We start from the raw sequence: 21,537 nt of genomic DNA on the forward strand, positions 1-21,537 counted from the left end.
CCTGTCTTGTTGAGCGATCATGCGCCACACTCTTCCGATTGCCCCCCAGTTCTATGTCACCGCGCCGCAACCCTGCCCTTATCTTGAAGGGCGGATGGAACGTAAGCTGTTCACGGCACTTCAGGGGGAACAGGCGCAAAGGCTGAACGACGCGCTGTCAAAGCAGGGGTTCCGCCGGTCGCAGAACGTTCTGTATCGCCCCTCTTGTGCCGATTGCTGCGCCTGCCTGTCGGCGCGCATCCGCGTTGCTGATTTCAAGCCGAACCGCACGCAAAGGCGGGTGATCAAACGCAATGCCCATCTGCGCCACAATCCGACGGCCCCTTGGGCCACAGAAGACCAGTATGCCCTTTTCCGCCGCTATCTTGATGCACGCCATGCCGATGGCGGCATGTCCGACATGGATATCTTCGAATTTGCCGCGATGATCGAGGAGACGCCGATCCGCAGCCGCGTCATCGAATATGCGACCGGGGGCGAATTGGCTGCGGTGGCCCTGACGGATGTTTTCGATGACGGGCTCAGCATGGTCTATTCGTTCTATGATCCGGATCTGCAGGATAACAGCCTTGGCACCTACCTGATCCTTGATCACATCGCCATCGCCCGAGAGGCGGGCCTGCCCTATGTCTATCTGGGATACTGGGTGCCGGGCAGCCGCAAGATGGGCTACAAGGCGAACTTCAACGCGATCGACATATACAAGGACGGGCGCTGGCAGGACATGGGCATCCCTGCAGAGCATGAGGAGGTGCGCAGCCCCGCCACCGTGGAGCCCATCGCCGAACAGGTGGCGAGGATCGATCTTCCCGAAGCCCGTCGCGTCTGACCTTGTCGGGCACCGCGCCGCACGCTAAATGACTGTGAGGGCCCTGCACGGGGCTTCACGGTGACCGGGCCCCTCTGGCGTCAGTAATGCGGCAACTACGTGATGTCGGCACCGCAAGCACGTTCCTGCCGCATGGACGTATGAATCATGAGCCATCTGCTGTTTTCCACAGCCGTGGCGGGGGGGGCTGCATGACAACTTCCTCCGCACCGAAATCCACACTCTCCTACCTGACATGGGCCTTTGCGGCGACCGTAATTGGCCTTGCCCTTGGCGCGTGGCTGGGGTGGAGCACGACCGGCACGCTTGGCGGGACAGCTTCGGTCTTCTTCATTTGCGCGGTTCTGGCCGTGCTGGAGATTTCGCTTTCCTTCGACAACGCAATCGTCAACGCCAACAAGCTGAAAACGATGGACCCTGTCTGGCAGCGCCGCTTCCTGACATGGGGCATCCTGATCGCCGTTTTCGGCATGCGGATCATCTTCCCCCTGCTGATCGTGGTGATCGCGGCGAATGTCGGGCCATGGGCCGCCATCGTCATGGCCGCGGCCGAGCCGGAGCAGTATGCCGCCATCATGCATGACGCCCATATGCCCATCGCAGCGTTCGGCGGTACCTTCCTGATGATGGTCGCGCTCAGCTTCTTCTTCGATCATGAAAAGGACATCCACTGGGTTCCCGGCGTCGAGGCCTGGGCACAGCGCTACTCCTCCATCAAGGGGCTGGAGATCGCGTTCGTGCTGGTCGTCTCGCTCCTGATCTCGCGCCTGCTGCCCGAAGGGGCCGACCGCTACACCTTCGTTCTGTGCTGCGTCTATGGCCTGCTGACCTTCCTTCTGGTGGAGGTTCTGGGGGCGTTTCTTGACAAGTCGCAGGAAACGGCGAATGCGGCGGCCAAGGGCGGTCTGGGCGCGTTCCTGTATCTGGAGGTGCTGGACGCATCCTTCTCGTTCGATGGGGTGATCGGGGCCTTCGCGCTGTCGCAGAACCTGTTCATCATCGCAATCGGTCTGGGTATCGGCGCGATGTATGTGCGTTCGATGACCATCATGCTGGTGGAACGCGGTACGCTGGCCCAGTACCGGTATCTGGAACACGGCGCCTTCTATGCCATCCTGATCCTGTCGATCATCATGTATGTGCAAGCCATTCCCGGCGTCCACATCCCCGAGGTCTTCACCGGCCTTGGCGGCGCCTGCCTGATCGGGATCGCGCTTTGGTCGTCGATCCGGTGGAACCGGTCCAATCCGGATGCCGAACCGCAAGCGCACTAAAATAAAAAGGCCCGCATCACGCGGGCCTTTTGCTTATTCCTCGACAGTGACCTGAACCATCCGGTCGGGGTTCTGCGGCGGTTCCCCCTTCGTGATGGCATCCACCACGTCCATGCCCTCGATGACATGACCGATGACGGTGTATTGCCCGTTCAGGAAATCGCCCGGCGCAAACATGATGAAGAACTGGCTGTCGGCCGAGTTCGGATCCTGCGTGCGGGCCATGCCCACGGTGCCACGCGCGAACGGCTCGTCCGAGAATTCGGCCGGAAGGTCGGGCATGTCCGAACCGCCGGTGCCAGAGCGGCCAGATGCCTCCCCCTTGCCGAACTGCACATCGCCCGTCTGGGCCATGAACCCGTCGATCACGCGGTGAAACACCACGTCGTCATATTCACCGGCCTTGGCCAGCGCCACGACCTGCGCGACGTTCTTGGGCGCGAGTTCGGGAAGAAGGTCGATCACGACCTGACCGTTCGCACCCTGCCCCGCAATGTCGATCACGAGGTTCGGGCCCGGGCCATCCTCTTGCGCGAATGCCCCGCCGGCAGCCAGCGAAAGGCCGGCAGCAAGAACAAACTTACGCATCGGCGGCCACGCGAACGCGGATCATGCGGTCGGGGTTTTGCGGCGGCTCGCCGCGGACGATCTTGTCCACGTGTTCCATCCCCGAAACAACCTGGCCGTAAACGGTGTATTGGCCGTTCAGGAAGCTGTTGTCGTTGAAGTTGATGAAGAACTGGCTGTTGGCCGAGTTCGGGTTCATCGACCGTGCCGCACCAAGGCTGCCGCGGGCATGCGGAACCTTGGAGAATTCCGCCGGAAGATCGGGCTTGTCCGAACCGCCCGTGCCTGCACGGCGCAGGTCGAAGTTGTTTTCGGCATTGCCGTTCGCCACATCGCCCGTCTGGGCCATGAAGCCTTCAATCACACGGTGGAAGACAACGTTGTCATAGGCGCCGGCGCGGGCCAGTTCCTTCATCCGCTCCACATGCTTGGGTGCCACGTCGGGCAGAAGCTGGATGATCACGTCGCCATCCTTCAGCGTCATGATGATCGTGTTTTCGGGATCCTTGATCTCGGCCATCGGCCTCTCCTTTGTGGTTCGGGGCAAACCTAATGTGCCGGGCGCCCGCTGAAAAGGCACCGTTGACGGATGAGCGGCCGGGTGCAACTTGTTTCGCAGCCAAGAGGAGGTTCGCATGGCCTGGAAAACGCTGGACGACGTGCAGATGCAGGACAAGACGGTGCTGGTGCGCGTCGATATCAACGTGCCGATGGAAGACGGCGTCGTGACCGACGCAACGCGGATCGAGAAGATCGTTCCCACGGTGCGCGATATCGTGCAGGCGGGCGGCAAGCCGGTGCTGCTGGCGCATTTCGGCCGCCCCAAGGGCAAGATCGTTGAGGGGATGAGCCTGAAGCCGCTGGTTCCCACGCTGGAACAGGCGCTTGGGATGCGCGTGATCTTCGGCAGCGACTGCGTGGGCGATGTTGCAAAGGACATCATCGACCAGACCAGCGAGGGCGAGGTCGTCCTGCTGGAAAACACCCGTTTTCATGAGGGTGAGGAAAAGAACGATCCCGAACTCGCCAAGGCCATGGCGGCACTGGGCGACATCTATGTCAACGATGCGTTTTCGGCCGCGCACCGTGCCCACGCCTCGACCGAGGGACTCGCGCATCACCTGCCGCCGGTTGCAGGCCGGCTGATGGAAGCGGAACTGAAGGCGCTGGAAGCGGCACTTGGCCAGCCGAAGCGTCCAGTGGTTGCCGTCGTGGGCGGCGCGAAGGTTTCCACGAAGCTGGACCTTCTGGGCAACCTCGTTTCCCGCGTGGACCATCTGGTGATCGGTGGCGGCATGGCCAACACCTTCCTTGTGGCGCAGGGGATCGAGGTGGGCAAAAGCCTTGCCGAGCGCGATATGGCGGGCACCGTGCGCGAAATCCTGGAAAAGGCGCAAAAAGCTGGCTGCCAGGTCATCCTGCCGATCGACGTCGTCGTCGCGCGGGAGTTCAAGGCGGGCGCGGCTTGCGAAACAGTCACGGCAGAAGCTTGCCCTGCCGACGCCATGATCCTTGATGCCGGCCCCGAAAGCGTGGCCCATATCGCCATGGTGTTCGAACAGGCTGAAACGCTGATCTGGAACGGCCCCCTCGGCGCGTTCGAGATCGAGCCCTTCGACGCCGCCACCAATGCCGCCGCGAAAAAGGCCGCAGACCTGACGGCTGCGGGCAGGCTCGTATCGGTCGCGGGTGGCGGTGACACGGTCGCTGCGCTGAACAAGGCCGGCGCTGCCGGGAAGTTCAGCTACATCTCCACCGCGGGCGGGGCGTTTCTGGAGTGGATGGAGGGCAAAACGCTGCCCGGCGTCGCCGCACTCGGCTGAGTTTTGCAAAAAGATCATGGTTGCGCGGCATGTTAGCGCGACCAAGATTGCGTAGTCCCTACCCGCCTCCTACACCTGCAAGGCGGATATTTTTCAAGGAGATGACGATGCGTGCATCCAGAACCGTTCAGCGTATTCTGGCCAACTACGAAGGCGAGAACGCCGGCGTGAAAGGCAACCTCTGCCGCATGCTGATGGAAGGCAAGCTGGGCGGAACCGGCAAGATGGTCATCCTGCCGGTGGATCAGGGTTTCGAACATGGCCCGGCGCGCAGCTTTGCGCCGAATCCCGAAGGCTACGATCCGCACTACCACTACAAGCTGGCGATCGATGCAGGCCTTTCGGCCTATGCCGCACCGCTGGGCCCGTTGGAAGCAGGCGCCGACACCTTCGCTGGCCAGATCCCGACGATCCTGAAGGTAAACTCTGCCAACTCGTTGATGTCGGACACGGCAGGCAAGAACCAGGCGGTCACGGCTTCGGTCGATGACGCGCTGCGGCTAGGCTGCGCCGCCATCGGCTTCACGATCTATCCGGGTTCGGACATGGCGCTCGACATGTTCGAAGAGATCGTGGAGATGCGCAAGGAAGCGGCCTCCAAGGGCATCGCGACCGTGATCTGGTCCTATCCGCGCGGCGAAGCCGTGACGAAGGAAGGCGAAACCGCGATCGACGTGTCCGCCTATGCGGCGCATGTTGCGGCGCTGCTGGGCGCACACATCATCAAGATCAAGCTGTCCACCGATCACATCATGCAGCCCGAGGCCAAGAAGGTCTATGACGCGCAGCAGATCGACGTGTCGGACATGGCCGCGCGCGTGAAGCATTGCGTTCAGGCCAGCTTTGCCGGTCGTCGTCTGATTGTCTTCTCGGGCGGTGCGACCAAGGGCGAGGATGCGGTTTACGACGACGCGCGCGCCATTCTGGCCGGCGGCGGCAACGGCTCCATCATCGGGCGCAACTCGTTCCAGCGCTCGCGCGAGGATGCGCTGGCAATGCTTGGCAAGCTGATCGCGATCTACAAGGGTCAGGCCTGATCCCAGGGGTTTCCCGCCTTACGCGGGAAACCCTTTGCCTGCCGCCTGCCCCTGTGGCATTGTGCCGCCGCAGGCACGAGGCAGAAGATGACGAACCGTCCGGCGCTTGGCGCGACGATCTATTTCATGATCCTGGCCACCCTTGGCCTTTATTTCACCTTCGCCGCCGTTCAGGGCGATTACGGCGTGTTCCAGCAGGTGCAGATCCGCGCACAGACCGAACAGCTTCAGGCCGAACGGGACAAGCTGCAGGCGCAGCTGGATGACGTGCAGAACCGCACGCGCCGGATGTCGGACGCGTACCTTGATCTTGACCTTCTGGACCAGCAGGCCCGCGAGATTCTGGGATACGTTCGCCCGGATGAAATCGTCATTCGCTGATCGCGCGCTATATCCCGCACCGACCGTATTTCATTTTGCGCTACCGCCCCGCAAGATGATACGCTATGGATAGTTTAAGGCTAAACTATTTCCGCTTTGGTGTGGAGGAGGACGCGATGGCCAAGAACCCGGCCGATATTCCCAACGTCTCCAAGGACGAGCTTCTTGGCTATTACCGTGACATGCTGCTTATCCGGCGATTCGAAGAAAAGGCCGGCCAGCTTTATGGCATGGGCCTGATCGGCGGCTTCTGCCACCTTTACATCGGGCAGGAAGCAGTCGTCGTGGGCCTTGAGGCCGCGGCGAAGGAAGGCGACAAGCGCGTCACCTCCTACCGCGATCATGGCCATATGCTGGCCTGCGGAATGAGCGCCAATGGCGTGATGGCAGAACTGACCGGTCGCGAGGGGGGGTACTCCAAGGGCAAGGGCGGCTCCATGCACATGTTCAGCCGCGAAAAGCACTTCTATGGCGGCCACGGGATCGTGGGTGCGCAGGTTCCGATCGGTGCCGGGCTTGCCTTTGCCGACAAGTATGCCGGCAATGACAACGTCACCTTCGCCTATTTCGGCGATGGCGCGGCGAACCAAGGCCAGGTTTACGAAACCTACAACATGGCGCAGCTGTGGGATCTTCCGGTCATCTTCGTGATCGAGAACAACCAGTACGCCATGGGCACCAGCGTCAAACGCTCCACCAAGTCGCCCTCCTACTGGGAACGTGGTGTGGCTTACGGCATCGCTGGCGAAGCGGTTGACGGGATGGACGTGCTGGCGGTGAAAGCTGCAGGTCAGAAGGCGGTGGAACACTGCCGCGCGGGCAAAGGCCCGTATATCCTTGAGATGAACACTTACCGCTATCGTGGTCACTCCATGTCGGACCCGGCGAAATACCGCACCCGCGACGAGGTGGAGAAGATGCGTTCGGAAAAAGACCCGATCGAGAACGTGCGCGAGCTACTGGTTCAGGGCGGCCACGCCTCGGACGAGGAGCTGAAGGCGATCGACAAGGACATCAAGACTGTCGTGAACGAATCCGCCGAGTTCGCGAAGGAAAGCCCGGAGCCGGATGTGTCCGAGCTCTGGACGGATATTTACGCGTAAGGGAGGCGAGACAATGGCAACGCAAGTTCTGATGCCGGCCCTGTCGCCGACGATGGAAGAAGGCACGCTGGCCAAGTGGCTGGTGAAAGAGGGTGACGAGGTCAAATCCGGTCAGGTCATGGCCGAGATCGAGACCGACAAGGCCACGATGGAGTTCGAGGCAGTCGATGAGGGTATCATCGGCAAGATCCTGATCGCCGAAGGCACTGCCGGCGTGAAGGTGAACACGCCCATCGCTGTTCTGGTCGAAGAAGGCGAAAGCGCCGACGATCTGGAAGCATCCGGCCCCGTCCAGACGGACGAGGAGAAGCAGCCCGAGAAACCCGAAGGTTCGGACGTGAAGCACATGGACCAACCGGTCGTGACCTCGCCCGGCGCTTCGGTTCCCGGGAAGCGTGACCGGTCGCCGGACTTTCCCGAAGGCACCCCGACGAAGACCATGACCGTGCGGGAAGCCCTGCGCGAAGCCATGGCCGAAGAACTGCGCGGGAACGAGAATGTCTTCCTGATGGGCGAGGAAGTGGGCGAATACCAAGGCGCCTACAAGATCTCGCAGGGTCTGCTGGACGAGTTCGGGCCGAAGCGCGTCGTGGACACGCCGATCACCGAACATGGCTTTACGGGCCTTGCTGTCGGCGCGGCATTCGGCGGTCTGAACCCGATCGTGGAGTTCATGACATTCAACTTCGCAATGCAGGCGATCGACCAGATCATCAACTCTGCCGCAAAGACCCTTTACATGTCCGGCGGTCAAATGGGCTGTCCGATCGTGTTCCGCGGGCCGAACGGTGCCGCCGCCCGCGTGGGTGCGCAGCACAGCCAGGACTATGCCGCGTGGTATGCCGCGATTCCCGGCCTGAAGGTCGTGATGCCCTATTCCGCAGCCGATGCGAAAGGCTTGCTGAAACAGGCGATCCGCGATCCGAACCCGGTCATCTTCCTTGAGAACGAAATCCTTTACGGCCGTTCCTTCGAAGTTCCGGTTCTGGAGGATTTCACGATCCCCTTCGGCAAGGCACGGGTCTGGCGTGAAGGCAAGGACGTGACGATCGTGTCCTTCGGCATCGGTATGACCTATGCGCTGGAAGCGGCTGACAAGCTGGCCGAGGAAGGCATCGAAGCCGAGGTGATCGATCTGCGCACCCTGCGCCCGATCGATTATGAAACCGTGCTGGAATCGGTTCGCAAGACGAACCGCTGCGTCACGGTGGAAGAAGGCTTCCCTGTCGGTTCCATCGGCAACCACCTGTCGGCGACGATCATGCAGCAGGCCTTCGATTATCTGGACGCGCCGGTGATCAACCTGACAGGCAAGGACGTTCCGATGCCCTATGCTGCAAACCTTGAAAAGCTGGCGCTTGTCACCACGGCCGAGGTGATCGACGCTGTGAAATCCGTCTGCTATCGCTGAGGAGGGACGCATGGCAACCGAAATCCTGATGCCCGCCCTTTCCCCGACGATGGAGGAAGGCACGCTGGCCAAGTGGCTGGTGAAAGAAGGTGACGAGATCACCTCCGGCATGGTGATCGCCGAGATCGAAACCGACAAGGCCACGATGGAATTCGAGGCCGTGGACGAAGGCACGATGGGCAAGATCCTCGTGGCGGAAGGCACCGGTGGCGTGAAAGTGAACCAGCCCATCGCGATCCTGATCGAGGAAGGCGAGGATGTTCCCGCCTCCTCGGGCTCCTCCACCGAGGAGGCGCAAAAGGCCGATACCGAAGAAGAAAAGGTTGGCCGGCAGGAACAGGTGGAACCCGAAGGCGAAGGCAAGACGGATACCACCGCAAAAGCCCCGACGCAGCCTGCACCCGCAGGCCGCGTTTCCGGAAGCACCGCACCGGCAGCACCGAAGGCCGATGGCAAGCGCATCTTCGCATCGCCCCTGGCCCGCAGGATTGCCGCCGACAAAGGCTTGGATCTGACGCAGATCAGCGGCACCGGCCCGCGTGGCCGTATCGTGAAAGCGGATGTCGAGGCCGCGAAACCGGCGACAGCAAAGTCGCTGGCTCCGACCGGTAAGCAAGAGGCGCCGAAGGCAGACGCCCCTGTCGCGCCGGCCGCAAGCAGCGCCGATACGGTCAAGAAGATGTATGAAGGCCGCACCTATGAAGAGGTGACGCTGGACGGCATGCGTCGCACGGTTGCAAAACGCCTGACGGAAGCCAAGCAGACCGTTCCGCACTTCTATCTGCGGCGCGAGGTTTCGCTGGACGCGCTGATGAAGTTCCGCGCAACGCTGAACGAACAGCTGTCCGGTCGCGGCGTGAAGCTTTCCGTCAACGACTTCATCATCAAGGCCTGCGCGCTGGCCTTGCAACAGGTTCCCGATGCCAACGCTGTTTGGGCGAATGATCGGATCCTTAAGATGAAGGCCTCGGATGTGGCAGTCGCTGTTGCGATCGAAGGTGGCCTGTTTACGCCGATCCTGAAAGATGCGGATCAGAAATCTCTCTCGGCCCTTTCTGCCGAGATGAAGGATATGGCCATGCGGGCACGCAACAAGAAGCTGGCGCCGCATGAATATCAAGGCGGCAGCTTTGCCATCTCCAATCTTGGCATGTTCGGGATCGAGAATTTCGACGCCGTCATCAACCCGCCGCATGGTGCGATTCTTGCGGTTGGCGCAGGCCTGAAGAAGCCTGTCGTGGGTAAGGATGGTGAACTGACGGTCGCCACGATGATGTCGATGACGCTGTCGGTCGATCACCGGGTGATCGATGGTGCATTGGGCGCTGAATTGCTGAAGGCGATTGTCGAAAATCTCGAAAATCCGATCGCGATGCTGGCCTGAGGCCAGCATCCATCTATCGTCCAAACGGCCGGAGGTTTCCTCCGGCCGTTTTCCTTTGGATCATTCGTTGACGAGGTGATCCATGTTCACGGAAGGCTGGGCGCACCCCGCTTCCCCGACCACGCGTGCGGGAACCCCTGCGACGGTTGTGCAGCATGGCACATCCTGCAGCACGACGGATCCGGCTGCGATCCGGCTGCACCGTCCAACGCGGATATTGCCAAGCACTTTGGCTCCCGCCCCGATCAGCACGCCTTCATCGATCTTCGGATGACGGTCGCCATCCTGCTTGCCGGTTCCACCAAGGGTCACGGAGTGCAACATCGACACGTTGTCACCGACCACCGCTGTTTCACCGATCACGATGGAATGGGCATGGTCGATCATGACGCCTCGCCCCATCTTCGCTGCCGGATGAATGTCCACTCCGAACACTTCGGACACGCGCATCTGCACAAAATACGACATGTCGCGCCGGTCGTGGTTCCAAAGCCAGTGGCCGATGCGATAGGCCTGAAGCGCCTGGAAGCCCTTGAAATACAGCATCGGCTGCAAGTACCGATGGCAGGCAGGATCACGGTCATAGACGGCCATCAGATCCGCCCGCGCCATCTGCACAATATCGGGCGCAGAGGTATAAACCTCTTCCGCGATCTCGCGCAGGATCTGCTCGCTCATATCGTTGGAGGATAGCTTCAACGCGAATCGGTACGCCAAGGCCCGCTCCATCGTCGGGTGATGAAGCAGGCTGGCGTGCACGAAACCGCCGATCAGCGGCTCATCCCGGATCGCTTGCTGGGCCTCCTCGCAGATCGTCTGCCAGACGGGATCCAGTGTCGAAATGTTGGCGCGAGTCTCAGCCATGGGACGGTCCTTCGGAATTACCTGCCTACTCTAGCAGCGCTCCGAAAGTTACGCGACCCCTCAGCCGAGTGCGTATCCCGCGCCGCGAACCGTACGAAGCGGATCATCCCCGCCAAAAGCACAAAGCGCCTTGCGAAGCCGGCCGATATGCACATCCACTGTCCGCGTATCGACATAGATGTCACGACCCCAGACGCGATCCAAAAGTTGTTCGCGGCTGAAAACACGGCCCGGCTTCTCCATGAAGGTTGTCAGCAGCCGGAATTCTGTCGGGCCAAGCTTCAGCACCTTGTCGCCGCGGTAAACGCGGTGGGTTTCCGAATCCAGCCGGATATCGTCCCACTCCAGCACGATCCCGACCGATGCGGGGCGCGACCGGCGAAGCTGCGTGCGCACCCGCGCCATCAACTCCACCAGCGAATAGGGTTTGACGACATAATCGTCGGCGCCGGTTTCCAGACCGCGAACGCGGTCCACCTCTTCCGACCGCGCGGAAAGCATGATGATCGGAAGACTGCGCGTTTCGGGCCGGGTCTTCAGCTGACGGCAGACTTCGATCCCCGAAAGGTTCGGCATCATCCAGTCAAGAACCATCACATCGGGAGATACCTCGTCCACAAGGACGAGGGCCTCCTCACCGTTGCCGGCCTGAACGACGCGGAAGCCTTCTGCTTCCAGGTTATAGGACAGCACTTCGCGCTGTGCCGGCTCATCCTCGACAAGAAGGACAGTCGGCTGGTCGGATCCGGTCATTCCGTCGCTCCGACGAAGGCGGTGGTGTCGCCTTTCTGGCGAACCTCTTCCGGCATGGAGCCGGTTACGAGGTAGATCACCTGTTCGGCAACGGTCGTCGCGTGGTCGCCCACCCGTTCGATATTCTTGGCGATGAAGTGAAGATGCATGCAGGCGGTGATATTGCGCGGATCTTCCATCATATGCGTCAGGAACTCGCGGAACAGCGCGTTATACATCTGGTCGACTTCCGCATCACGCTGACGGACTTCGCGTGCCAGATGCTCGTCCCGCTGGATGTAGGCATCCAGCGCGTCCTTCAGCTGAAGCTCGACGGTGCGGGCCATCCGGCGTATCGCAAGGGTGGCGCCGGGGATCTGTGCCATCTGCGACAGAACGGTTGCGCGCTTTGCCAGGTTCTTTGCAAAGTCGCCGCAGCGTTCGAGGCTGCCAGCAACCTTGATGACAGTCAGAACGGTGCGCAAATCGCCGGCAGTCGGTGAACGCAGGGCGATCAGGCGGGCGCATTCGGAATTCACCTGTTCTTCCAGCGCATCGATCGCGCTGTCGGCAAGGCGCACCTGCTCGGCCAGTTCGTCATCGCGTGTTTCCAGCGCGCGGGCTGCATCATTGATGGACGCCTCGACGAGGCCGCCCATCTTCATGATCATCGCCTGAACCGCTTCAAGATCGCGATCGAAAGCCGACAGGATGTGGGATTCGTTGGCCATGTGCCCTCCTTAACCGATCTTGCCGCTGATATAGCTTTCGGTGCGCGGATCGCGCGGGTTGGTGAAGATTTGTCCGGTTTCGCCATATTCCACCAGATTACCAAGGTGGAAGAAGGCGGTCTTCTGGCTGACGCGCGCAGCCTGCTGCATGGAGTGGGTCACGATGACCACGGCGAACTGGTTGCGCAGCTCGTCGATCAACTCCTCCACCTGGGCGGTCGCGATGGGGTCAAGCGCGGAGCAGGGTTCGTCCATCAGCAGAACCTCGGGCGAGGTCGCGACAGCGCGCGCGATGCACAAACGCTGCTGTTGGCCACCCGAAAGGCCCGTGCCCGGGGAATGAAGACGGTCCTTCACCTCGTTCCAAAGCGCGGCCTTTTTCAGAGAGGTTTCCACGACCTGGTCCAGTTCCGCCTTGGAGCGGGTAAGGCCATGGATGCGCGGGCCATAAGCAACGTTGTCATAGATCGACTTGGGGAACGGGTTCGGCTTCTGGAACACCATGCCGACCTTGGCGCGCAGTTGCACGGGATCGACCTTGGAGTCGTAGATGTCTTCGCCGTCCAGCGCGATCAGACCCGAAACCTTCGCCGACGGGATCGTGTCGTTCATGCGGTTCAGGCAGCGCAGGAAGGTGGACTTGCCGCAACCGGACGGCCCGATGAAGGCCGTCACGTTGTTGTTCAGGATCTCGATGTCCACGTTCTTCAACGCGTGGCTGGTGCCATAATGCACGTTCACGTCGCGCGCGTTGATCTTGATTTCGGCGGTGGACACGTCTCTCTCCACAATTCTCATGTCATTCATAATGTGTATCCTTACCAGCGACGTTCAAAGCGGCGGCGCAAAATGATGGCGATGGCGTTCATGACCAGCAGGAAGGCGAGCAGAACGATGATGGCACCAGAGGCGCGTTCGACAAAGGCCGGATCGGCACGCTGGGTCCAGTTGTATACCTGAACCGGCAGGGCCGAGGCCGGATCGAACAACCCCTCGGGCGGTGCATCGGGATAGTCGCGGACAAAGGCGACCATGCCGATCAGCAGCAGCGGAGCCGTTTCGCCAAGTGCCTGCGCCAGACCGATGATGGTGCCTGTCAGGATGCCCGGCATTGCCAGCGGCAGCACATGGTGGAACACCGACTGCATCCGGCTCGCCCCGACGCCAAGGGCGGCGTCGCGGATCGAGGGCGGAACCGCGCGAAGCGATGCACGGGTCGAGATGATGATCGTCGGTACCGTCATCAGCGTCAGGACCAGGCCGCCCACAATGGGTGCCGATTGCGGCAGATGCGCAAAGTTGATGAAGATCGCAAGGCCCAGAATACCGAACACGATCGACGGCACGGCGGCAAGGTTCGAGATGTTGACCTCGATCACGTCGGTGAACCGGTTCTTGGGGGCGAATTCCTCAAGATAGATGGACGCGGCGACACCGATCGGAACGGCAAGCACCAGAACCACAAGCATCATGTAAAGCGAGCCCAGAAGCGCGACGCCAAGGCCTGCAGCCTCGGGGCGCTGGTCCGACGCGTCCGGCTTCGTTACGAAGCCCCAGTTGAAGCGCGTGGACATCAGGCCGTTTTCGACCATCGCTTCTGCGATCTGCAGCCGTTCGGGAGTTATGTTGGCGTCACGCACGGCCGATTCCATCGTTACGCGCCCTTTGAAGTAGCCGTCGATACGGCCATGCACCAGCGCATCGATATCGACCGTCGTCCCGATCAGATCTGGGTTTGCCAGAACGCGGTTGCGCAGATCGGCAGCCGCCTCGGGCGAGAGGATGCCCGTGATGTCGGCATCTGCCACGCCATCCGGAACGATCCCTGCGTCGCGCACCGCCGCGACCAGGCCGGCCCTCAGGACGTTCTGGTAACCGATTGTGGTCACTCGGGCCATTTCGGCAGGATCGCGATTGCCTTCCGGGTCCAGTTGTTCGGCCGGAAGCGTCATGTCGAAGGTTGCGAAGGTCTGCCGGAAGGCGGAGGAGCCACCCGAGAAGATGGACACCAGCAGCATCAGCAGCGCCGCAAGGGCGATGGCGATGGCCACGATCCCATAGATCTGAAACCTCCGCTCGGCAGCGTTGCGGCGGCGGGTCCGACTGTCCAACTCCAGCAGGGACGAGCCTTTGGACTTCCCCGCAGGGGATGCAGAGATGTCGGTCATTCGTATTGCTCCCGGTATTTGCGCACGATGTACAGCGCGAAGATGTTGAGCGTGAGCGTGATGACGAAAAGCGTCAGACCCAATGCGAAGGCCACCAGCGTTTCAGGCGAATTGAAGTCGGTATCGCCTGTCAGCTGCGAAACGATCTTCACGGTGATCGTCGTCATCGCCTCGAACGGGTTGCCGCTGATGCGGGCTGCGGCCCCTGCCCCCAGCACGACGATCATCGTTTCACCGATCGCTCGCGAGGCGGCAAGAAGAACAGCACCAACGATTCCGGGAAGCGCCGCCGGCAGAACAACCTGCCGGATCGTTTCGGACCGCGTCGCACCAAGGCCAAGCGAGCCGTCACGCAGGCTTTGCGGCACGGCGTTGATGATGTCGTCCGAGAGCGAGGAGATGAAAGGAATGATCATGATGCCCATCACCAGGCCGGCCGTCGCAACCGAGCTGCCCGACGAACCAAGGCCGAGCGGTTGCGCTATCCAGTCCCGCAACAGGGGACCGACGGTGATCAGCGCAAACAGACCGTAAACGATGGTCGGGATACCGGCCAGGATCTCGATCAGCGGCTTTGCGACGGAACGAACGCTTTTGGATGCGTATTCCGCCAGATAGATCGCCGAGAAAAGGCCGATCGGAACAGCAACTGCCAGCGCGATCGCGCTGATGTAAAGCGTGCCCCACAGCAGTGGCAGCAGGCCAAGCTGGCTGATGCCCTGGAAAACCGGGGCCCAGGTGAAGCTGAAGAAGAATTCGGTCCAGGGATATTGCCGGAAGAAGTTGACGGTCTCGAACACCATCGACAGGACGATTGCGATCGTTGTCAGGATAGCGATAACGGATGCACCGATCAGCAGCAGCATGACCATCCGTTCAACCACGTTCCGGGCACGGAAATCGGGTGTGATGCGGCGGATAGCATAGCCGGCACCAACGATCGCGATCCCGATGACCACGATCGCCATCAGTGTGTTCAACATGGAAACGGTAGAGCTGTAGACGCGCGCGGCATCCAGAAGCTGGGGCGTCACGATCACCGAAAGCTCGATATCGGCATCGCGCAAGGCGGGACCAAGCGAGGCAGGATCGGCTGCGAATTGCGCGATGTCACCCTGTTGCAGAACACCGCGGGACAGCGCCTCGTCAAGGGCAACGGACACGGCGCGCGCATCGCGGGTGGCCGCCATGCCTTGCACGATGGTGGCGTCTTCCGGCAATTGCAGCGCATCGTTCACGCGGTTGCCGATGATCATGGGCTGGATAACTAGCCAGACAAGAAGCACCAGAAACGCGGGGACCGCCGATGAAATGAAGCTGAACCATCCATAGTAGGACGGGAGCGAGTGCAACCTTCGCACATCGCCTTTGGTCTCTTCGATGGCCTTGCGCCGCGACACGCCGTAGGCGATGGCGGCGATGGCAAGGACGATCAGCGTTATCCAGAGCACTGACATTGGGTCTCTCGTCTGAAAGAAGGCCCGGTCGAGGGTTCGACCGGGCTGTGTGGCAGAACGAGGGGGCCGGACGCCCCCTCATCCGCGCCCGTTTACATGGTTTCTTCGGCTTCAACAGCGGCTTGCGTCTGTGCCAGTTCCGGATCGGAAACCAGGCCATAGGCAGCCAGCGGGCCGTTCGGGCCGGCCATGTCGTCGGACACGAAGAAGGTCACGAACTCTTTCAGGCCAGGAACGACGCCGATATGGGCCTTCTTGACGTAGAATTGCAGCGGACGCGAAACGGGGTATTCACCCGAAGCGATCGTTTCGGTCGACGGCTCGACGCCCGACATCGTTGCGACTTGCAGCGAGTTGGTGTTGTTCTCGTAGAACGAAAGGCCGAAAACGCCAATGCCGTTGGGGTCCGACTGGATGCGGGCCAGCGTTTCGGTGTAGTCGCCGTCGATGTCGACCGAACGGCCATCGGTGCGGACTGCAACGCAGGCGGCTTCTGCGGTGTCTTCGTCGGACATCGCGGTCATTTCTTCCAGGGCGCCCGATTCTTCACAACCAGCGGCCAGCACCTTCTCTTCGAAGACTTCGCGCGTGCCGTGCTTGGTGCCCGGGATGAAGGCCATGATCGGCTGCTCGGGCAGATCGGGGTTCACTTCGTTCCAGGTGGTGTAGGGGTTGTCCACCAGTTCGCCGTCGACGACGACCTGGGCGGCCAGCGCCTTGTACCAGTCGGCCGGGGTGAACTCGAACGAGTTGCCGTTCACGTCGGAAGCAAAAACGATGCCGTCGTAACCGATGCGGACGTGCATGATGTCGGTCACGCCGTTGGCGGCGCAAGTCTCGATCTCGCTGTCCTTGATCTCACGCGAAGCGTTCGCGATGTCGATCGTGTTTTCGCCAACGCCTTCGCAGAACTGGGCCAGACCGGCGCCCGAACCACCCGATTGCACGACCGGCGTCGGGAAATCGAAGTTTTCGCCGAAGGCTTCGGCAACGATCGTGGAATAGGGCAGCACGGTCGACGAACCGGCAACCTGAACCTGATCGCGGCCTTGCGCGTAAGCGCCCGTGGCGTAGACAGCGGCGATCGCCAGCGTCGAAACAGTCAGTTTGTTGAACGACATCTCGGTCTCCTTATGAGCGTCCGAGGACCTTTCAAAGGTCCCTCAACCGTGAGTTAGACGGCCTGTGCGAACGGTATGTAAGAAAGTTGCGACGCTTTTATGACAATCCGTGCCCCCATCCCCTGCACCCGTCACGCGGATGTTGTAACCCCCCAGTTTTCTGGGATAAAACGATTAAGAATTACGCGATTTCTTTGTCACACTTGGCAGGAACGCGCCGAAATAATGCAACGCCCCGTCCGTTTCCTTGCCTCCGGTGCAGGGTGGACAATATACGCAGAAAAGACCGAATCTTATGGCGGTCGCAGTCATGTGGAGCCTGATTTGCCCGTGTATCGACCGATGATTTCGCGACGCCTCTTGCTGTCCAGCGGGGTGGCGGCAACGGCATTGGCCGGCCTTCCGGCATGGGCGCAGGACGAAGAAGCCCCGCCCCCTGCCACACCTTCCGAACCGCAGGTTCAGCCGGAAGCAGAAACACCGGCGCCCGTCGCTGCGGAAAGCAGCCCGTTCAGCTTCGACATGCTGACCGACGAGATGCGGGAAGCCGCGACGCAGCCCTATAAGGAGCCGCAACGGCCGGCAGGTGTGCTGGGCGATCTGAAATACGATGATTATAGGAACATCAACTTCCGGGCTGATCACGCCCGCTGGGCCGATGATCCTACAAACCTTTTCCGCGTCGCGGCCTTCCACATGGGCTGGCTGTATTCCCAACCCGTCCGGATGTTCGAGGTATCCGACGGTGCCGCGACCGAGATGCACTTCTCGACCGACGATTTCGAATATTACAACGATCTTGCCGATCGCTTCCAGCCGCACCTGGAACTGCCCGGCATCGCGGGGTTCCGCCTGTCGACGCCGCTGAACCGCCCCGACATCTTCGATGAACTGGTGGCCTTCCTTGGGGCCTCCTATTTCCGGGCGCTTGGCCGCGGCAACAGCTATGGTCTTTCGGCCCGTGGTCTGGTGGTCAACACCGCAACGAACCAGCAGGAAGAATTTCCCCGCTTCTCGCGCTTCTATCTGGAGCATCCGGCCGACGGATCGAACACGGTCATCGTTTATGCGACGCTGGACAGCCCGTCAGTAACCGGCGCGTATCGTTTCGTCATCACACCGGGCGAAGAAACGGTGATGCTGGTGACGGCCCGCATCTTCGCGCGGCAGGACGTGGCGCAGCTGGGCATCGCACCGCTGACCTCCATGTACCTTTATTCGAATACGAACCGGTCGGCCTTCGATGACTTCCGCCCGAACGTGCACGATTCCGACGGCCTGTTCATCGAGCGTCTTTCAGGCGACCGTGTCTGGCGGCCACTGAACAACCCCCCTCGCCTGAGCGGCTCGTATCTGGCGGAGGAATCCCCACGCTCGTTCGGGCTGTTCCAGCGCGACCGGGAATTCGAGAATTTCCAGGATCTTGAGGCCCGTTACGAACGCCGCCCCTCGGCATTGGTGGAGCCGATGGGCGAATGGGGCAAGGGTACCGTCCGCCTGGTGGAGATTCCGACGGATTCCGAAGTGAACGACAACATCGTCGTTTTCTGGATACCGGAAGGTTCGTTCAACAAGGGCGATTCGCGCGAATTCGCTTATTCTCTGCGCTGGGGCGCCCTTGCGTCCGAAACGCATGACCGGCTGGCCTTTGTTACCGAAACCCGCACCGGCGTAGGGGGCGTTTCCGGCCTGAACAACGGCGAGAATTTCCGGAAGTTCGTTATCGATTTTCGCGGCGGCGTGATTGCCAACCTGCCGGTCGATGCCAAGCTTGATCCCGTGATCAATGTCGGCAACGGAACCTTGGAACATTCCAGCCTCGTGCGTATTCCCAGTACGGATATGTGGAGGTTGGTCCTTGATGTTCGGGCAGGCAAGGGCCAAGTCGTGGAACTCGCCGCGCACATAGCCGGTTATGGCCGCAAATTGTCCGAGACATGGCTTTACCAATGGATGAACGCATAATGTCCTCCCCCAACACGCAACCCGAAGCAGATGAAGGCAACCTGGGCGCCCTGCCCAACGCCCCGCTGGCGATGCCGAAGCAGGTGCTTACTTCGGCCAGCTGGTTCTCGCTGCGCAAGTTCACGTGGCCGCGCGCCATCAAGACGGGTCACTGACACATGGGCCGAACGGCGGGTCGCTCGGGGGCGTTCATTCCCCGGACCCTCGGCCTTGCGCTGAGCGCACTGGCCGCCTCCGGCGCATTCATGCTTTTCCTGCAGTTCGGATGGTCCGATGGGCTGGACGCGATGGACATTGTCCGTTCCGCGTTCATCCTCATTTCGACCTTCTGGCTGGCATGGGGGGCGGTGCAGGCCGTGCTTGGCCTTCTGTCGCAGCCCCGCCCGCCAAAGCTGCCGCCCTTCAACGGGCTGAACAGCAAGACGGCGATCCTCGTCCCCGTTTACAACGAAGATCCCGTGACCGTTTATTCGCGGATTGCCGCGATGGACGCGTCACTAAAAGCAACCGGATATGCCCGGCATTTCCACTTCGCGATCCTGTCCGATACCCGCAACGACGACGTTGCGGAGCAAGAGCGGATCTGGTTCGGGCGTCTGGTGGATGAATGCGACGGCGCTGGCCGGATGTTCTATCGCCGCCGCACCAATAACAAGGGCCGCAAGGCCGGCAACATCGAGGATTTCTTCCAGCGCGCGGGCGGTGCCTATGATTTCGCGCTGATCCTTGATGCGGACAGTCTGATGGAAGGCACGACCATCGTCGAGATGGCACGCCGGATGGAGGCAGAGCCGGAGCTTGGCCTGCTGCAGACCCTTCCCAAGGTCACCCGTGCCAAGGCGCGGTTCGGACGTGCGATGCAATTCTCGGCCAGCTTCCATTCGCCCATCTTCGCGCGCGGCCTTGCCATGATGCAGGGCGATACCGGGCCGTTCTGGGGCCATAACGCCATCGTCCGGTCGCGTGCGTTTGCGGAAAGCTGCGGCTTGCCGGAACTGCCGGGCAAGCCCCCTTTCGGCGGCCATATCATGAGTCACGATTACGTCGAGGCCGCCCTTCTGGCACGGGCCGGCTGGATCGTCCGGCTGGATGACGATCTGGAAGGCAGCTTCGAGGAAGGCCCCGAAAACATCATCGACCATGCCAAGCGCGACCGTCGCTGGTGCCAGGGCAACCTGCAACATTCCAAGATCGTGGGGGCGCCGGGACTGCGCTCGTGGAACCGCTTCGTGTTCATCCAGGGCATCCTCAGCTATATCTCGCCCCTGTTCTGGCTGGGGTTCATTGTTTCGTCGATCTTCGCACCGTGGTTTGCACCGCCCGTGAACTATTTCCCGGTGGAAGGGTGGCCCTTCCCCGTCTTTCCTTCGGATGAAACGTGGAAGGCGATCGGGCTTGCCATCGGCATTTTCGGGCTGTTGTTCCTGCCAAAACTGCTGGTGGCTGCCGACGCGGCGCTTTCCGGCCGGGCACGTGCGTTCGGCGGCACAGGGAACGCGCTGTCCTCCACGCTGATGGAGCTGGTCTTTTCCTCCATCACCGCGCCGATCCTGATGATGTTCCAGACACGTTCGGTGCTTCAGGTCGTGTTCGGGGCGGATGGCGGCTGGCCCACCAACAATCGTGGCGATGGCACACTTGGCGTCGGCGAAAGCTGGACGGCAACGTGGTGGATCGTCCTGACGGGGGCCGTGGTGCTTGCCACGACATGGTTCCTTGCGCCGGGACTGGTGCCGTGGCTGCTTCCGATCGCGGTGCCGATGATCGTTGCGCCCTTCATCGTCTCGTGGACGTCCAAGAGCAGCCGCACCAACCTGTTCATCACGCCGATGGACCTGAACCCCGCGCCCGTCATGCAAAGGCAGGATCGTATTCTGGCGGCATGGCAGGGCCCGGTTTCCGCATCGGTCGTGACGCAACCCGCCCCGTCAGGCTCGGGGGTCACGCCTGCATGATGCAAAGAGGTATTCTTGCCTGCGCGTTCATCGCTGCTTGTGGCGCGGCGCAGGCAGAGGATGTGACAGTTTTTGCCGCCGCCAGCCTACGCACGGCACTGGACCAGATTGCCGCCGACTGGTCGGAACAAACCGGCGACAATGTCACCCTGTCCTATGCAGGCTCGGCACAGCTTGCCAAACAGATCATGCAGGGCGCGCCGGCTGATATCTTCATCTCCGCCTCCACCGCGTGGATGGACGAGGCGGAAAGCAGCAATGCAATCGCCCCGCAGTCGCGGCGGAACCTTCTGGGCAATGCACTGGTGTTGATCGCGGCGGCGGGGGGGCAGCCTGTCGCACTGTCCGACCTTCCTGCGGCCCTTGGGGATGAACATCTTGCGATGGCGCTGGTGAAGGCGGTTCCCGCAGGCATCTATGGCCGGCAGGCCCTGTCGCACCTTGGTCTCTGGGATGCTGTTTCGGACCATGTGGCGCAGGCGGATGATGTGCGCGGGGCCCTTGCGCTGGTTGCCATGCGTGAAGTGCCTTTCGGCGTCGTTTATGCCTCTGACGCTGCGGCAGAACCGCGGGTGCAGATTACCGCACGGTTTCCTGCCGAAAGCCATGACGCAATCGTCTATCCCGCCGCACAGGTGGAAGGCTCGATGGTTGGTGGCGCGTTTCTGGAATATCTCTCCTCGGACAACGCTGCGGCTGTTTTCCGGCAGCAGGGGTTCGAGGTCCTGAGATAGG

Annotated in this window: 21 protein-coding genes; 12 read left to right on the forward strand and 9 right to left on the reverse strand. The window is 61.4% G+C overall.

The window, feature by feature from the left end:
* Positions 1 to 19 precede the first annotated feature (19 nt).
* Together JX25_RS05610 and JX25_RS05615 are read left to right on the forward strand one after the other, a co-directional pair.
* A complete protein-coding gene (locus JX25_RS05610) occupies positions 20 to 829 on the forward strand; it encodes an arginyltransferase (RefSeq protein WP_128254082.1) in 810 nt (269 codons plus the stop codon).
* Between the two features lie 191 nt (positions 830 to 1,020).
* Positions 1,021 to 2,103, forward strand: a complete 1,083-nt coding sequence (locus JX25_RS05615; RefSeq protein WP_128254083.1) for a DUF475 domain-containing protein — start codon at positions 1,021 to 1,023, stop codon at positions 2,101 to 2,103.
* Between the two features lie 33 nt (positions 2,104 to 2,136).
* Here JX25_RS05615 and JX25_RS05620 read toward each other — a convergent pair whose 3' ends face one another.
* Both JX25_RS05620 and JX25_RS05625 read right to left on the reverse strand, forming a co-directional pair.
* Positions 2,137 to 2,691: a peptidylprolyl isomerase gene (locus JX25_RS05620; protein ID WP_128254084.1), complete on the reverse strand. Its 555-nt coding sequence runs from the start codon at positions 2,689 to 2,691 to the stop codon at positions 2,137 to 2,139.
* A complete protein-coding gene (locus JX25_RS05625) occupies positions 2,684 to 3,190 on the reverse strand; it encodes a peptidylprolyl isomerase (protein WP_128254085.1) in 507 nt (168 codons plus the stop codon). Before JX25_RS05625 ends, JX25_RS05620 begins: the two co-directional genes overlap by 8 nt.
* Positions 3,191 to 3,305: 115 nt before the next feature.
* On the opposite strand from JX25_RS05625, the gene JX25_RS05630 reads away from it, so the two are divergent.
* From JX25_RS05630 to JX25_RS05655, 6 genes are all read left to right on the forward strand, one after another.
* Positions 3,306 to 4,493: a phosphoglycerate kinase gene (locus tag JX25_RS05630; RefSeq protein ID WP_128254086.1), complete on the forward strand. Its 1,188-nt coding sequence runs from the start codon at positions 3,306 to 3,308 to the stop codon at positions 4,491 to 4,493.
* Positions 4,494 to 4,600: 107 nt separating this feature from the next.
* Positions 4,601 to 5,530 (forward strand): class I fructose-bisphosphate aldolase, encoded by a 930-nt coding sequence (locus JX25_RS05635; RefSeq protein ID WP_128254087.1) that lies wholly within the window; start codon positions 4,601 to 4,603, stop codon positions 5,528 to 5,530.
* An 87-nt stretch (positions 5,531 to 5,617) separates the two neighbouring features.
* Positions 5,618 to 5,911, forward strand: a complete 294-nt coding sequence (locus tag JX25_RS05640) for an FtsB family cell division protein (RefSeq protein WP_128254088.1) — start codon at positions 5,618 to 5,620, stop codon at positions 5,909 to 5,911.
* Positions 5,912 to 6,027: 116 nt separating this feature from the next.
* Complete coding sequence (gene pdhA / locus JX25_RS05645; protein ID WP_128254089.1) at positions 6,028 to 7,014, forward strand: pyruvate dehydrogenase (acetyl-transferring) E1 component subunit alpha; 987 nt, start codon at positions 6,028 to 6,030, stop codon at positions 7,012 to 7,014.
* 13 nt (positions 7,015 to 7,027) lie between these two features.
* Positions 7,028 to 8,425, forward strand: a complete 1,398-nt coding sequence (locus tag JX25_RS05650) for a pyruvate dehydrogenase complex E1 component subunit beta (RefSeq protein ID WP_128254090.1) — start codon at positions 7,028 to 7,030, stop codon at positions 8,423 to 8,425.
* Between the two features lie 10 nt (positions 8,426 to 8,435).
* Entirely contained in the window at positions 8,436 to 9,809 is a 1,374-nt protein-coding gene (locus JX25_RS05655) for a pyruvate dehydrogenase complex dihydrolipoamide acetyltransferase (RefSeq protein WP_128254091.1), read from the forward strand.
* A gap of 60 nt (positions 9,810 to 9,869) precedes the next feature.
* On the opposite strand, the gene cysE is transcribed toward JX25_RS05655, so the two are convergent.
* From cysE to JX25_RS05690, 7 genes are all read right to left on the reverse strand, one after another.
* Entirely contained in the window at positions 9,870 to 10,673 is an 804-nt protein-coding gene (gene cysE / locus JX25_RS05660; protein WP_128254092.1) for a serine O-acetyltransferase, read from the reverse strand.
* 60 nt (positions 10,674 to 10,733) lie between these two features.
* On the reverse strand, positions 10,734 to 11,426 hold the full coding sequence (gene phoB, locus JX25_RS05665) for a phosphate regulon transcriptional regulator PhoB (protein WP_128254093.1): 693 nt from the start codon (positions 11,424 to 11,426) through the stop codon (positions 10,734 to 10,736).
* Positions 11,423 to 12,136, reverse strand: coding sequence for a phosphate signaling complex protein PhoU (phoU, locus tag JX25_RS05670; protein ID WP_128254094.1), 714 nt, complete (start codon positions 12,134 to 12,136; stop codon positions 11,423 to 11,425). Before phoU ends, phoB begins: the two co-directional genes overlap by 4 nt.
* A 9-nt stretch (positions 12,137 to 12,145) precedes the next feature.
* Positions 12,146 to 12,943: a phosphate ABC transporter ATP-binding protein PstB gene (pstB, locus tag JX25_RS05675; RefSeq protein WP_128254095.1), complete on the reverse strand. Its 798-nt coding sequence runs from the start codon at positions 12,941 to 12,943 to the stop codon at positions 12,146 to 12,148.
* An 11-nt stretch (positions 12,944 to 12,954) separates the two neighbouring features.
* Entirely contained in the window at positions 12,955 to 14,304 is a 1,350-nt protein-coding gene (pstA, locus tag JX25_RS05680; protein ID WP_128254096.1) for a phosphate ABC transporter permease PstA, read from the reverse strand.
* A complete protein-coding gene (pstC, locus tag JX25_RS05685) occupies positions 14,301 to 15,761 on the reverse strand; it encodes a phosphate ABC transporter permease subunit PstC (protein WP_128254097.1) in 1,461 nt (486 codons plus the stop codon). The genes pstA and pstC overlap by 4 nt, the downstream gene beginning before the upstream one ends.
* Before the next feature lie 92 nt (positions 15,762 to 15,853).
* A complete protein-coding gene (locus tag JX25_RS05690) occupies positions 15,854 to 16,882 on the reverse strand; it encodes a PstS family phosphate ABC transporter substrate-binding protein (RefSeq protein ID WP_128254098.1) in 1,029 nt (342 codons plus the stop codon).
* A gap of 342 nt (positions 16,883 to 17,224) precedes the next feature.
* Between JX25_RS05690 and JX25_RS05695 the strand changes: the two genes are divergently transcribed.
* Genes JX25_RS05695 through modA form a run of 4 tightly spaced genes read left to right on the forward strand, consistent with a single transcriptional unit; the run spans position 17,225 to position 21,536 of the window.
* Positions 17,225 to 18,847, forward strand: coding sequence for an OpgD/OpgG family glucan biosynthesis protein (locus tag JX25_RS05695; protein WP_128254099.1), 1,623 nt, complete (start codon positions 17,225 to 17,227; stop codon positions 18,845 to 18,847).
* Entirely contained in the window at positions 18,832 to 19,002 is a 171-nt protein-coding gene (locus JX25_RS14790) for a hypothetical protein (protein WP_164876072.1), read from the forward strand. Before JX25_RS05695 ends, JX25_RS14790 begins: the two co-directional genes overlap by 16 nt.
* A gap of 3 nt (positions 19,003 to 19,005) precedes the next feature.
* Positions 19,006 to 20,802: a glucans biosynthesis glucosyltransferase MdoH gene (gene mdoH, locus JX25_RS05700; RefSeq protein ID WP_128254100.1), complete on the forward strand. Its 1,797-nt coding sequence runs from the start codon at positions 19,006 to 19,008 to the stop codon at positions 20,800 to 20,802.
* A complete protein-coding gene (modA, locus tag JX25_RS05705; RefSeq protein WP_128254101.1) occupies positions 20,802 to 21,536 on the forward strand; it encodes a molybdate ABC transporter substrate-binding protein in 735 nt (244 codons plus the stop codon). The genes mdoH and modA overlap by 1 nt, the downstream gene beginning before the upstream one ends.
* The last annotated feature ends 1 nt before the right edge of the window (position 21,537 follow it).

The sequence above is a fragment of the Falsirhodobacter deserti genome, from assembly GCF_004015795.1.
Lineage (GTDB): Bacteria > Pseudomonadota > Alphaproteobacteria > Rhodobacterales > Rhodobacteraceae > Falsirhodobacter > Falsirhodobacter deserti.